Genomic DNA, 14466 nt, shown 5'->3' on the forward strand with positions numbered 1-14466 from the left:
CCGGTGTGAAAACAAGGCGTGAATATGAGCGTTTCGGGGTTTGGCGGTCTCGACCGGCCGGCCGTCCTGTTTACCGGACGCCTGGTCGGTCGCGGAGCCAAAAAAAAAGAACAATGGCGTTGTTCGTTTAAAAACAAACCACAGTATCTATTCAATGTCAATAAAAAATGTCCGGGCGATCAAATTTTATATTGACGGAGCACTGACGCCCATGTCCGGAGAGAGGGTTTTCATGAAGCATTGCCTGAGCCGCCGGAACCTTTTTGGCTCCATGCCTTCCCTTGGCGGGCAACATTCTTCCTTGGATAAAAAAAACAGATGCAGCGTCACAACCCTCAGGGCGCCATAATAACCTGGACGCCCCCCCCAACCAGGGCGGTCGGGAAAAGCGGACCGCCCCGGCAAGGATGATGAACTTACTAAGTGCGTGCAACCTACGGCAGCCAGGAATAGGCGCCGTAGGGGTATACATAATCGATGGTCAGGGCGTTTCCGTCGTAGGCTCTCAGGAATATCAACGCATAGAACCCTTCCTGGGTTCTGACAAACTGAATCCGTTTCCCCGCGTCATTATGCACATTCCATGCGATGGTGTACGGAATGCACTCATCAAAAACTTCCTTGGAAACGCACATGGCCTCAAAATCCTCTTGGGACAGCAAATAGTGGCATTCCATGCCGCCGCCGGAAACGAGGCCGAAGAGATTGCATTCCACAAAGGGGTTGTCATTCTGCACCAGAAGGTCAGCCTGGCTGGCGGGATTTACTTCGCCTGTTGAAAAATCCAGGCTTTGGTCGTCAAGCAAAGCGACGGTTCGAATGGGCTCCGGCCTGTCCACGCCCGCCTCGTGATTCATGACAATCAGGGCGTCGGCCAGCCCAAGGCTTCCGTCCCCGTCGCAGTCGCTAAGGGGACCGGGGGTGTATGCTTTGGACGTCCTGGTTGCTATTTGCATGGCTGCGGCCGCATCAGACACGCCCACGGAGCCGTCGCCGTTAACGTCCCCCCATTGGCCGGCGACCAGGGTGATTTTCAAGGCGCCTGCGCCGTTATCCAGTGTATTCGTTCCGCCGGGCATGGAAAACAGGGCGTAGCCCGGCCCCGTGGTCCATGCGCCATGGGCGTCGGGGGCGCTTTTCATAAATTCCGGATGATCGAGAGAGGATGTGCTGAAACACCTTCCGTCTTCCTCGGCGAAGTGAGCGCGTGCAATTTCATCAGTAAAGGCGTCCAGATAGAAGCGGGGCGCCTCCCCCCAGACAATGAGAATGGCGGTGTAGGCTTTGTCCACGGCCATGGTTTGGGTGGATTTTCCCTTGCCCAACAAGGTCCATCCGTCGCCCCACGGGACTGCGTCCACCCCGCCTTCCGTGCATTCAGCCGTGCTCCAGGTTGTGCTGCCGTACACCCGGTAGACCTCGCCGTCGGTCCAGATATCGTTTTCGTCCAACAGGTCGTCCAGATTAATGACAATGCCGGAAACCGTTCCGTCCTGGGTTACGATGGTCTGGCTCAGGGAGTCGCCTTGGATGTCCCCGATATTTTTTACGCCGGTTCCGTCCGAATCGTAAATCGCATAAAGATACACGTCCTGGCCGACGGGCAGGCCTTCCAGGGTGTAAGCTCCGGCGCCGTCCACATAGGCGCTGGCGAGAAGCGCGGCGGTGGAAAGGTCGTCGCCGGAATAGGCGTAAATGTATATCCTGCCTTCAGCGGATTTTCTTGCGCAATCGTCGCACGTAATTTCCCCTGTAATAACGCCGTTGGCATCCACGCGGACGTGCGTGTTGTTATCGTCCGAATAGATAGCCGCCCGCAGCGTGGAACCGCTGACGCCTCCGGAGATATTGTCCAAAACTGCCAGCGGCGCCCGGAATTCAATGAACGAGTCTCCGGCGGCGGCCTCATAAGGTCCGGTCCCGAGGTAACCGAAATACCGGGAGCAATAGGCGCGCCATGCAATCACTCCCGCGTCATTGTTACGGTCCGCATACAAGCAGGCGGAAACATTTGTGACCGGGTTGATGAAGGCAAGCCTGTAATTGTACCCGATGGGACTTCCGTCATAGGTGGTCATGGCGGCGCACAAATTCCCGGCGCCGTCATAGGCAAGGTAGACGTCTTTCAGGTCCGTCCCGGCGGGGCTGTTTCCATCTCCCGAGGGGTCCGTAAAGACCAACGCGTCCTGGGTCCAATCGCCGGGGTCTCCGTCAATGACAATGGGCAGGGTTGGAATGGTGAAGTCTCCTCCCGGCTGGAGTTCCAGCAGATTGGTCAAGTCTTCATTGGTGAGCATGTCGCGCAGGATGCCGTTTAAAACCGGGTCTCCGCCAAAACTGCCTCCAATCAAATCATTGCTGGAATCCCATTTGGGAAGCGAATCCCGAATGTCGAGGGGATCCTTGCCCGTGTTTCCGAATAGCCTGTTCAGGTCAAAAGTCCGGGTTTCGGAGTCTTGGGAAACGCGGGTCCCCTGGATGACTCCCTGACAGGGCAGCCATTCGCCGCCGCCAAAGGTGTAGGTTCCGGTAAAACTGTCGGCGGCGACGCTTGTCGCTGCAATTTCCACATAGGGAATTGAGTCGCCGTTGGTCATGATGGGATCAGCGCCGTTCGGGTCAAAGTGATATACGTCGTCATGATGCCAGTGGAGGAACATAAAGGGTCTTGTAAAGTTGCCTTCGGGGCTGATCCCTTTGCTCCAGGCAAGCATATACTCGGTCGTACAGGACTTGGTATCGACGGCGACATGATATACAACTCCCGCCTCGGCCGTGAAGCTCACCACGGATTCTTCCCACCAGGGATTGTCGCTGGAGACGATTTCCGTCAGGCCGCCCACATCTCCGCCCGTGTACACGGCCAAAACAGTCTCGCAATAGTTGTCATATAGGTTAAAAAAATAAACGCCGGCTTCGGGCGCGGTCCAGTTCCACCAGGCCGAGGCGTTCAGGGTTCCCGCTTGGGCCGGCTCACCCGCCTCGGAGGCAGCGTTGGCGTTATGGCCCCAGGCGGCGCCGGATGTTCCTGAGAGAGTCAGGGCATCTGCGAAATCGTCATTGGGTGGAGGGTCGTCCATGTCAGCGCCGAATTGACTGATATGGGAATCGCCGGATATCAATACTCCGTCCTGATCCCTTTCGACTTCCAGGCTAAGCTCCCAGCCCGGCCATTGCCGGGAGTCGGTCAGGGTCCACTTTTCCATGTTTTGGGTGTAGACGAATTCCGTGTTGTCGAGCAGCGAGTCTTTCAGGTCCTGAATGGCCTTGTCGCCCATTTCCAGCAAGCGTTTATCTTCGTCCGAGCCTATAAAAAGAAATTCGTCGGCCTGATCGTCAACCCCGCCTTCGTACTCCGCAAGAATAAAGGCGTGGGCTTCCTGGGCCGCGTTCAAGCCCGCCAGAAATGACGTCTTGGCCCGGGCGAGGATCGCTTCTCCATCCGCCGAAACCGCGCCCGCGGGAAGCAACTCCCCAAAATTTTGACAGGCGTCCACCACGTCCCTTTGAAACTGAAAAATTCCGGCGTTGCTGAGGGCAACCAAAGCCCGAATGTCCACATCCATATTGTAGGCGGAGGCGATCAGCAGCACGGACTTCATCAGGTTCAGCCCCGCCTTGAAGGCCAGGACGTCTCCATAGTCCATTTCGCAGCCCAGGCCCGTGGGATCGCCCAATTCATCAGGCGTTAACTCGACCACAAGAGAGGAGTCAATGGCATCCAAGTCCGCCAAGGAAGCGTCGATCGTTCCCACAAAGGCGTCATGGAGGAAAAGGCGAAGATCCTCCCCGCCTGGGGCGCCGCGGGGCAAAAACACGCCTTCCTCCGTTTCAACGCCGGGGGACAGGCTGTAGGGAATTTCACCCGCCTCATCCTCGCTGTTGCGATACAGGCCAAAGGCTTCGGCCAAATCATGCAGAGTTTCCAACCCGCTCCCGCTCCCCTGGTCCAGCAGGAACGACGCCAGCCTGGACCCGCTGAGAAACAGCCGGGCTTCCTGGTTTGTGGAGTCCGCGGCGACGGCAGCCTCGAACTTTTCGTGAGCCGCCAGAACTTTGGAATACTCCAGGTCTCCCTGATTGAAAAACAGCGCCCGCCCCTCTTCCGTTAAAGCCTGGGAATTCCCGGAAGCTTCGGCCCATGCGCAAAAAGGATTCGCCAAAATGAGTAACATAATGAATAAATTGGCTATTGTGTTGCACAAAACTCGATTCTCAATCATAATTTTTCCCGTTCCCTCTTTGCATTGAAAAGCCGTATGAATAATTAACGCCTGATCATGATGAAAACCAATCGCCTTGGAGCAAAACGTCGGTTTTAAGGCAATCTCCGGAGCAGGCTCCCTGCGCGGTCCTGAGTTGGTAGGGCCCCGGAATGAAAAGCTCGCCCGTCTCCGGCGAAAACTCCGCTCTCTCGGCGGTCAGCCTTCTTCCTTCCGAGCGAACCACCACGCGCTTTGAAAAAGCCACAACCCGCCGGTCCATATCCAGAACGGCCGATCCGGCGGAGATGCCGGCCATGGGAATTTCGCCGGAATAAAAATCCATGCGCAGGGGTTTGAATATTAAAGGGACAGCTTTTGCAGACCCGGTAAGCTCTTTGGATGGGTCCGTGGAAAACAGGCCTGAAAAGCAGGGCCGCCGCCCTGCTTGAACCTTGTCCTGATTGAAGCCGCCGAAAACCTTGATTCTGGCGTTCTCCAACCGGGCGATGCTCATCAGTCCAAAGCGCATAGGGCCAATTTGTATCTTTTCCATAACAACCCTGTCCGCCGATATGGAAACGATGTGCTCGCCGGAAATGCCGGCTTCCATTGAGACGCCTTGCATTTGTTGCACAATCGAAGGGTTGGAGGATTTTAAAGGGACGGGCGCCTCGTGTGAACTGGCGGCGAAAATCCCCCAGCACAAATACGCGCACAACATCGCAAGGCCTGCGCTCCATACTATTTTCGCTTTGGTGAACAATGGCAGCAGCCGCCCAAAAATGTTATTTTTTACTGTTTAAATTGGTATTAGATTGTCTTTAACACAATATACGCCTCCGTGGCAAGGCCATTCAACATACTAATAAATCCATTTGAATTTAAATAGTTACAATAATATACATTCAAAAAATATTTTTACATAAAAAATTGGAATTAATTGGGATTTGATTCAGGCTTCGCCGAATTTTACGGAAGGAATGTTGATTACCTTACGCCGCCAGGAGCGCCGGCGGTTTGAAAGTCGCCGGCGCTCCCGCAATCAAGGCATACTAACGATGGCGCCCGTTATACTTTTTCCGGGCGATGTTTGCACTTGCCCGCTGCTGCATGTGATGCAAAATGGCCCGCTCTCTATGGTCCAGGCGCCCGTCGCAAAGGAAAGCTCTTTTGGTTTGCCTGATCACCCTTTGCTGATGAGCCAACGCCCTGGTTTCACCGGGCGTCAACTGCCCGGACTTCACTCCCTGGTGAATTCTGCCCATTTGTCTTGCCTGGACTTTTCCCACCGGACCGGCGCAAGCGTTTCCTGCGGCCAGCGCGATAGCGCATACCATGGCCAGCCCCGTCATTTTCCATTTTCTCTGCATGGTTCACCTCTCAGTATTTCAGTTTTGGAACGAAATCTCTGGGATTGAATGCACTCGATTTTTTTCAAAGGCCGCGGCCGCGCTTCCTGCCTTGCACAGCTAACCGGTTTTGACTGATATGACGAGGGGAAAGGAAAAAAAGTCGACAAAAAAGTTTTCAGAGAATGTGAGGCCATTTTCTTTGAATGAATAAGCAAATGCGGCTGCATAACCCTACTCCGCACTATGGCGGTAAACTGCACTGCCTGAGCCGCCCGGAACCTTTTGGGCTGCATCCATCCTCTGTGGTGAACAACAACCTTTCTTGAGTCAAAAAATCAAACACAACTTCAAAGCCGTCATCATTGCATAACCTCCTGGGCGTCCCCCAACCAGGGTGGCCCAGGCAAGGCTTTTTTTGCCTGGGCGCGCAAGCGCAAAAGGCGCGACCTGGAAAGATAGTCGAAATCAGGCGTGGCAGGCGGGCGGATGGAAATTTTTGAAGCCCTGCCTTTCCCGGCATTGCCGGTTCAAGAAAAACTTTGGCTTCCATAAGCGTTTCCTCAAGCCTTCTGTGCTTCGCACTCAGGCAGTAAACTGCACTGCCTGAGCCACCCGGAACCTTTTGGGCTGCATCCATCCTCTGTGGTGAACAACAACCTTTCTTGGGTCAAAAAAATCAAATACAACTTCAAAGCCGTCATCATTCCATAACAACCTGGGCGCCCCCCAACCAGGGCGCCCCCCAACCAGGGCGCCCCAGGAAACTCGTTTTCCTGGGCGCGCATAGACGCCGTTTTGTGAAGCGGGGGGAGACCATTTCATCGAAGCGCAATAGGCGCGACCGGAGGGGATAATCAAGGTCTGAGTTGACCGGCGGGCGAAGAGCGTTGTTTAAGGCCCTATTTTCAAACAAGAGTCTTAAACGACCTGTTTTCCTCGCACCATGACGCCAACGGGTTGCTGCAGGCTGGCGGGCAGGTCCTGGGGCGAGCCCTTGACCATAACCAGGGTTGCGGCCTTGCCGGGAGCGAGGGTTCCCAGATCTTTCAGCCCCAACAGGTCAGCGCCGTTACCGGCGGCCGCCTTGACGACTTCCTCCAGACTAAACCCCGCCTTCATAAACAAAGCCATCTCACGCCATAGGGATCTTCCGTGATGCACGCCGGTGCTGCCTGCATCCGTGCCCAGGGCCAGGGTGACGCCCAGTTCCCGGGCCTGGGAGATGAGCTCCATCTGGGCTTCCAGGTTTTTCAGGGCGCCGGCCTTTTTCGGGTCGTCGTCCGGGATGGATTGGGCGTAGCCTTCCATGGTGACGGCCGTGGGGACCCACACGGTTCCATGTTCGGCCATGCGTTTCAGGTTGTCCCGGCCCATAAAAAAGCCATGCTCCACGGACTGGCATCCGGCTTCCACGGCGATACGCACGGGCTCGTCCCCATTGGCGTGGATCATGATTGCCAGGCCCAGCTTCTTTGCCGCCTGCACAGCCTGGGATAGTTCCTGCCGGGAAAACTGGGGCGGAGTTTGCTTGCCGAACTCGATCAGGCTGTTGAGTCCCGAGCCCACCACCTTGATGAAATCCGGGTTTTGGCCGTCTTCGGCGATGGCCCGGGCCAGGGTTTGGCCCTCTTTAGGGAAACGCCCCACCAGCTTGCCGTAGCGTTTGTCCGCCCTCCACGCCTTGCCCGCGCATTTGGCGATGACCGGAATGTCTGCATCCTCCCTGGCAAAACGAAGGGCGTGGCCGCCCCAATCGCCTCCGTCGCGAATGGAAGTCACGCCGCTTTTCAAAGATTCCTCAAGGTGTCTTTGGATGACCGGCGCGGATTTTTCGTAGGGAACGAAAAGCTGGGTTTCCCGGATTTCCATGTCCGTGGTTCCAGACATAACCAGATGCACGTGGGCGTCCGTCAGACCCGGCAGGATGGTGCAATCGGAATAGTCCAGGATGGAGGCGGATTGGGCTGTCTCAGGACCGGCGGGCGCCAGGCTTTTGATCACGCCGTTTTCAATGGTTAAAATAATATTTTCAGCGGCCGGAGCGCTTGTTCCATCGATTATCCAGCCGGCTTTTATTTTTAAAAAGGAGTTCATTGATTCTTCCCGCAAAATATAAAAGGATGTTCAGCCCCGGTCCTGGGACGGCTTTTGCCGCCCGGGCCATGAATTTATTTTTTTTCACGCCCCTGCCGATAAGTCAATATATGGACAAGTTGTGATTGTAAATCCATTGCTTCTTGTGATACTGTGCAGGTTAGCTTTTCAAACGCAACATGCTGTTTTCAATCTCATATTCTTATCGCTGTTAAGCTGCAATTCCTATCCCATTCAATCGCAGTGGATTCTATCGGCCGCAAATGATTCCGGGTGGAGGACTGGCGCTGCTTTGCACATCAACGACAGGAGCAGTGTATGAAGATTTCGCGCAGGGGGTTTTTCAAGACCGCTGGAGCTGGGGCGGCGGCGGGCGTTCTGACCGGAAAGGCTGACAAGTCTCTTGCGGCCCTGCCGACTCGGGAAGACCCTTTTGCCAATGCGGTTTCCACGACCTCCGTATGCCCTTTCTGCGCCGTGGGCTGCGGCTCGATCATCAAGGCCCTGGACGGAAAAGTCGTGCAGATCGAAGGAGACCCGGAGCATCCCATCAACCAGGGGGCCTTGTGCTCCAAGGGCCTGGCGTTTTCGCAAACGGTCAACAGCCCGGGCAGGCTGCAAAAGGTTATGTATCGGGCGCCCGGCAGTGATCATTGGGAGGAGAAATCCTGGGAATGGGCCTTGCCCCGCATGGCCGCGCTGATCAAGAAGACGCGGGACGCCTCCTTTGTGCAGGAAAAGGACGGCCGCACGGTCAACCGGACCGAAGGCCTTGCCTGCCTGGGCGGCGCGGCCCTGGATAATGAGGAGTGCTACCTTTACGCCAAGCTGGCCCGGGCTTTGGGAGTCGTCTACCTGGAGCATCAGGCGCGCATCTGACACAGCGCCACCGTCGCCAGTCTGGCGGCAACGTTTGGAAGAGGCGCCATGACCAACCATTGGATCGACATGGCCAACGCCGACGTGGTTATGGTCTGCGGCTCCAATGTGGTGGAAAACCATCCCATAGCCAGCCGGTGGCTGCAAAAAGCCCGGGAGCGAGGGGCCATAATCCTTTCTGTGGATCCCCGATACACCCGAACATCCTCTTTCGCCGACCATTATTGCCGTCTGCGAAGCGGCACGGACATCGCCTTTGTGGGCGGCATGATCCGCTACGCCCTGGAGCACAACCGAATTCATCGCGAATACGTGGTCAACTATACCAACGCTTCGTTTATTATCTCGCCCGACTTTGAATTCCACGAAGGCTTGTTTTCAGGCTACGACCAGGAAGCCCGAAGCTACGACAAGTCCTCCTGGGCCTACGAATGCGACGCCTCGGGCGCTCCCCTCCGGGACGAAACCCTGACCCATGAACGCTGCGTGTTCCAGTTGCTGAAAAAGCATTTTGACCGGTACGATCCCCAGACCGTTTGCAGCATCACCGGCGCTCCGCAGGACGCCTACGAAAAGATTTGCGACCTGTACACATCGTCAGGCCAGGCGGGAAAAGCCGGAACCTGGCTGTACGCCATGGGCGCCACCCAAAGCACCCACGGCGCCCAGAACATCCGCACATACGCCATGCTGCAGCTTTTGCTGGGCAATATCGGCGTGGCTGGCGGGGGCGTAAACGCCTTGCGGGGGGAGTCCAACGTTCAGGGCTCCACGGACATGGCTTTGCTCTTCCATATTCTGCCGGGCTACCTGAAAAACCCCAACGCGTCCGACCAAAGCCTGGAGCAATACCTCAAGCGATGCACGCCCGTCTCAAACGATCCAAAATCCGCCAACTGGTGGGGCAACACCCCCAAGTACATGGTTTCGCTGCTCAAGGCCTGGTTTGGAGATCACGCAACCCCGGAGAACGATTTCGCCTTTGACTGGCTGCCCAGGCACAGCGTGAACAGCTCCTATATTCCCTTGTTTGAAGCCATGCATAAGGGAGACGTCCAGGGCCTGATTTTGTTCGGGCAGAACCCGGCTGTCAGCGGCCCCCATGCTGGCAGGGAGCGGGAAGCGCTTTCCCGGCTGAAATGGATGATCGCCGTGGATCTTTTCGAGACTGAAACCGCCGGGTTCTGGAAGCGGCCGGGCGTGAACGCAAAGGACATCGACACCGAGGTTTTTCTACTGCCTGCGGCCGCCTCCGTAGAAAAGGAAGGCAGCATCACCAACAGCGGCCGCTGGGCCCAATGGCGGTATAAGGCAGTCGAGCCGCCCGGGGACGCCCGTCCCGACCTCTGGGTGCTGAATTCCCTGTTTAACGCGGTAAGAAAGGAATACCAGGCCGGCGGAGTCTTCCCGGAGCCCATTGTGCACTTGAATTGGGATTACGCCTTGGAAGGCGATCCCCACCATGAGCCCGATCCCCACATAGTCGCCAAAGAGGTGAACGGATATTTCACCCGCGAGACCACGGTCAAGGGCAAAACCTTTGCCAAGGGGGATCAGGTTCCGTCCTTCGCCTATCTGACGGACGACGGCGCCACTTGTTCGGGCAACTGGCTTTATTGCAACGCCTACACCGGCCCGGAAAAATCAGACAACCGCATGGCCCGCAGGGGAAGGGATGACGCCCCCAGCAACATCGGCCTGTTTCCCGAGTGGACCTGGTGCTGGCCGGTCAACCGGCGCATTCTATACAACCGGGCCTCCGTGGACCTGGAAGGCAGGCCCTGGAACCCGGAGCGCTTCGTTATCAGATGGAATCCCGAAGAATCCTCCTGGGAGGGGGACGTCCCGGACGGGGGATGGCCTCCGGGGTCAAAGCATCCCTTTATCATGCAGCCGGACGGCCACGGCCAGCTTTGGGCCAGATTTTTGGCCGACGGCCCCCTGCCCGAGCATTACGAGCCCTTTGAAAGCCCCATTGTCAACCCCATGTCCCGCAGCCAAAACAACCCGGCGGTTAAAATCTGGCGCGAAAAGCCGGGCGATAAGAACCCATTCGGAGATCGGGAGAAATTTCCCATCGTGGCCACGACCTATCGCATGACCGAGCATTGGCTGGGCGGCGCCATGACCCGCAACACGCCCTGGCTGGCGGAGCTGGTTCCCAACGTGTTTGCGGAAATCGGGACAGAGCTTGCGGAAGAGCACGGAATTTCCAACGGCGATAAAATCATTATAGAGTCGGCCCGGGGCGAAATCGAGGTCTACGCCCTGGTGAGCTCCCGCATTCCCTCCTTCAAGCTGGAAGGCCGCACCGTGCATCAGGCGGGGCTGGTCTGGCATTTCGGATACCAGGGGATCGCCAAGGGGGACAGCGCCAACATGCTCACCCCCAACGTGGGCGACGCCAACACCATGATTCCCGAATTCAAAGCCTTTTTATGCCGAATTAAAAAGGCGGAAAGGAGCCCGGCATGAAAGCATTGCTCATGGATACCACGCTTTGCATAGCCTGCCGGGGATGCCAGGTGGCCTGCAAGCAGTGGAACCGTCTGGACGCCGAGCAAACCTCCTTTTTTCACGGGGGCGGCTACCAGAATCCGGCGCACCGCTCGACCCGGACCTGGAACCTCATCACCTTCAATGAAGTGGAAAACGGCCATGGCATGGACTGGGTGTTCGGCAGAAGGCAGTGCAACCATTGCATAGAACCCGCCTGCGTGACCGCATGCCCTGTCGGAGCCTTGACGAAAACCGCCGAAGGCCCGGTGCATTACGATGAATCCCGGTGCTTCGGCTGCCGGTACTGCCAGGTGGTCTGCCCGTTTAACGCCCCGCGTTTTGAATGGAACGATCCCAACCCGGAAATCCGCAAATGCACCATGTGCGCGGACCGCATCGCCATGGGCTCGGAACCGGCTTGCTCCCAGTCGTGCACAACCAAGGCTTTGATCTTCGGCGATCGTGAAGAACTGCTGTCCCTGGCCAAAGAGCGCATTGCCAAAAGCCCCAACCGGTATGTCTCCCATATTTACGGAGAAAAGGAAGCGGGCGGCGCCTGCGTTTTGTATCTGGCCAAGGCGCCGTTCGAAAAAATGGGCTTTGCAACCGGACTTCCGGACAAACCCTTTTCCAGCGAGGTCAAAACCGCCATGGCCGCCATCCCCTTCGCCATCACCGGCAGCGCCCTGGCCTTGGGCGCTTTATACTGGGTTATCAATCGCAGGCTGGAATCATACAAGGAAAGCTCCGAGGACGAATCATGAACCGAAAAACCGCTCCCATCCACCCCGGCCCGGCGCTTTTAGGCGGTTTGGCCTGCCTGGGCCTGTCCGCCGTCATCTATCGTTTTTGGGCGGGCATCGGCGCGGTCAGCAACCTGACCGACGGGCATCCCTGGGGATTTTGGGTGGCCATAGACATTCTGGCGGGGGTGGCCCTGGCCGCCGGCGGCTTTGTGACGGCCGGGCTGGTGTATATTTTCGGAGGAAAACGGTTTGCGGAACTGGCCAGACCTGCTGTTTTGACCGCGTTTTTGGGATATGTGATGTTCGTCCTGGGGCTGATCGTGGACATGGGCAGGCCCTGGCACATGCTGTACATTTTCGTGGGCAACCACAACTCGCCTTTGTACGAAATAGGCTGGTGCGCGTCCCTGTACACCCTGGTCCTGGCCCTGGAGCTTTTGCCGCCGGTGTTTGAAAAACACTCCATGGACCGGGCGCAGCGCCTGTGGCGCAGCCTGTCCCCTTGGCTGGTCATTGTCCTGCTTTCCGTCTTCACCCTGGCCATGACCTATTCCTGGATCTGGCTTGCCATCGTCGCCAGCCTTTTATTGGCCTGGGAAATCCTCATGAGAAAAGGAGTCATGGGGCGCCAAAGACAAACGCCTATTTTGCTGATCGCGTCAGGCGTGATGCTGTCCTTTTTGCATCAGTCATCCTTGGGCAGTTTGTACTTAATGACCGCCCACTCCCTGAACCCCCTGTGGCACTCGCCGTTGCTGCCCATCATGTTTTTGATTTCCGCCATTGCAGCCGGGATGGCCATGGTTGCCTTGGAATCCCTGGCCGGGGAGCGTTTCCTGGGGCATAAGGCGCCCTTTTCCCCTTTGGTGGACATGGCCCGGATCGTTCCGGTTTTCCTGATTATCTACCTGGCCATAAAAGCCGGAGACATCCTGGCCTACGGGGATTGGCGCGGCTTGTTAAGCCTCAACCTGCAGTCCTTCATGTGGTGGGTTGAAATGGGCGCGGGCGTTGCTGCGCCGCTTATCCTGTATCTCACCCCCGGCTTTGTGCAGAAAAAAAGCGGGCTGGCCCTGGCCTCCGGCCTGGTGGTTGGCGGGCTTATCATCAACCGGGTGAACGTGGCCGTTATCGGCCTGCAGGTTCAACGCTGGCAAAGCTACTATCCCCACCCATTGGAAATCCTTATCACGATGGGAATCGTCTCAGCGGGCCTCCTGACCTACGCCTGGGCCATCGCCAATCTGCCAATCCACCCTCGGGAATAGGGCTTCGCCTCCCTGATCGCCCGCCTTGACCGGGCGCCTTCGGTGTATATATTATTGGTTCTTATTATCGAAATTGTGGTAATAAGCTAGAACCAAAGAATATAGAAAGGCGGAAAAATTATTATGCACCGATTTGACGAAGATATTGCAGTCTCCCCCAAAGAGGGTTCCACATATGCAGCCAAGGTGACGGACAACTGGTCCATCATGGGCATTCCCAACGGCGGATACCTGATGGCCCTGCTGACCAACGCCATGCTCCAGCAAAGCAAAAACGAAAACATCCTGGTGGTGACCGCCACCTATCTTTCCAAACTAAAACCCGGACCTGCGGATCTTGTTGTGGAGAACTTCGCATCGTCCCTGAACCTGGACAGGTATCAAACCCGGTTGATCCAGGACGGCCGGGAATGCATTCGCGCCATGGGAACCTTCCGGCCCTCCAACATGGACCGGAGCGAAGACCGGTGCGAAAAGCAGGCGCCCGAACTGGCGCCCGTGGAGCAATGCGTCCAGGTCCCGGTCATGCCCAACTTCACCTTGTTTGACAACATGGACGAATACCTGGACCCGGATTCAGCGGGCTGGATGTCGGGCAATCTGTCGGACGTCTCAGAGATAAAAGGCTGGATCAAATTCAAGGAGGACCGGCCTTTTGACCATCTGTCCGTGCTGCTTATGGCGGACTCATTTCCTCCTCCCATCATGGCGACCAAAGGCATGGCCGGATGGGTGCCCACGGTGGAGCTTTCCGTGAACGTGTACGAGATTCCCGCCACCCCATGGCTGAAATGCCGGTTTCGCACCGACTTCATGAGCCGGGGCTTTTTGCAGGAAGACGGAGAGCTTTGGGACGAAAACGGTACCCTCATCGCCGTCTCCCGCCAAGTGGCCCAATTCAAACGCGCCAAATAGGAATTTATTGTGGGCAGCCCAGGTGCATGCCTTCCCTGGGCTGCCCCGAACTATCCGTTTCGGGCTTCAACCATCTGTTTTGGTGACCAACACTCTTCCTCAGAAAAAAAATCAAACACAACTTCAAAGCCGTCATCATTCCATAACAACCTGTGCGCCCCCCAACCAGGGTGGCCCAGGCAAATCTTTTTTTTGCCTGGGCGCGTAAGCGCAAAAGGCGCGACCCGTGGGGATAATCGGATTCTGGTATGGTCGGCGGGCGGTTGGTTTTTCAGGAATCCCAGCCTCTTTCGGCATTGCCGGTTAAAAAAAAACGAAGGTTTCCATAAGCATTTCCTCAAGCCTTTTGTGCTGCGCACTCAGGCAGTAAACTGCACTGCCTGAGCCACCCGGAACTTTTTAGGCCGCAATCATCATTTTTGGTGACCAACTATCTTCATTGGATAAAAGGCCAAATATTGGGGCGTCACAACCGTCTTCACACCATAACAACCTGGGCGCCCCCCAA

The 14466-nt window shown here is 56.6% G+C and carries 8 protein-coding genes; 4 read left to right on the forward strand and 4 right to left on the reverse strand.

Features of this window, described 5'->3' with window-relative positions:
- Positions 1-434 precede the first annotated feature (434 nt).
- The 4 genes from G491_RS0122145 to G491_RS0122160 form a co-directional block, all read right to left on the reverse strand.
- Entirely contained in the window at positions 435-4223 is a 3789-nt protein-coding gene (locus G491_RS0122145) for a hypothetical protein (RefSeq protein WP_028316117.1), read from the reverse strand.
- Positions 4224-4278: 55 nt separating this feature from the next.
- On the reverse strand, positions 4279-4815 hold the full coding sequence (locus G491_RS0122150; protein WP_028316118.1) for a hypothetical protein: 537 nt from the start codon (positions 4813-4815) through the stop codon (positions 4279-4281).
- 442 nt (positions 4816-5257) lie between these two features.
- Complete coding sequence (locus G491_RS34460) at positions 5258-5575, reverse strand: hypothetical protein (protein WP_028316119.1); 318 nt, start codon at positions 5573-5575, stop codon at positions 5258-5260.
- A 900-nt stretch (positions 5576-6475) separates the two neighbouring features.
- On the reverse strand, positions 6476-7651 hold the full coding sequence (locus G491_RS0122160) for an amidohydrolase family protein (RefSeq protein WP_028316120.1): 1176 nt from the start codon (positions 7649-7651) through the stop codon (positions 6476-6478).
- Between the two features lie 318 nt (positions 7652-7969).
- Here G491_RS0122160 and fdnG point away from each other — a divergent pair, with 318 nt between their 5' ends.
- The 4 genes from fdnG to G491_RS0122190 all read left to right on the forward strand — a co-directional run bounded on the left by fdnG (position 7970) and on the right by G491_RS0122190 (position 13958).
- On the forward strand, positions 7970-11005 hold the full coding sequence (gene fdnG / locus G491_RS0122175; protein WP_084511640.1) for a formate dehydrogenase-N subunit alpha: 3036 nt from the start codon (positions 7970-7972) through the stop codon (positions 11003-11005).
- Positions 11002-11793, forward strand: a complete 792-nt coding sequence (locus tag G491_RS0122180; RefSeq protein WP_028316123.1) for a 4Fe-4S dicluster domain-containing protein — start codon at positions 11002-11004, stop codon at positions 11791-11793. Before fdnG ends, G491_RS0122180 begins: the two co-directional genes overlap by 4 nt.
- Positions 11790-13043, forward strand: coding sequence for an NrfD/PsrC family molybdoenzyme membrane anchor subunit (nrfD, locus tag G491_RS0122185; RefSeq protein WP_028316124.1), 1254 nt, complete (start codon positions 11790-11792; stop codon positions 13041-13043). The genes G491_RS0122180 and nrfD overlap by 4 nt, the downstream gene beginning before the upstream one ends.
- Positions 13044-13166: 123 nt before the next feature.
- Positions 13167-13958, forward strand: a complete 792-nt coding sequence (locus tag G491_RS0122190) for a thioesterase family protein (protein ID WP_028316125.1) — start codon at positions 13167-13169, stop codon at positions 13956-13958.
- The last annotated feature ends 508 nt before the right edge of the window (positions 13959-14466 follow it).

This window comes from Desulfatibacillum aliphaticivorans DSM 15576 (assembly GCF_000429905.1).
In the GTDB taxonomy this organism is placed as follows: Bacteria; Desulfobacterota; Desulfobacteria; order Desulfobacterales; family Desulfatibacillaceae; genus Desulfatibacillum; species Desulfatibacillum aliphaticivorans.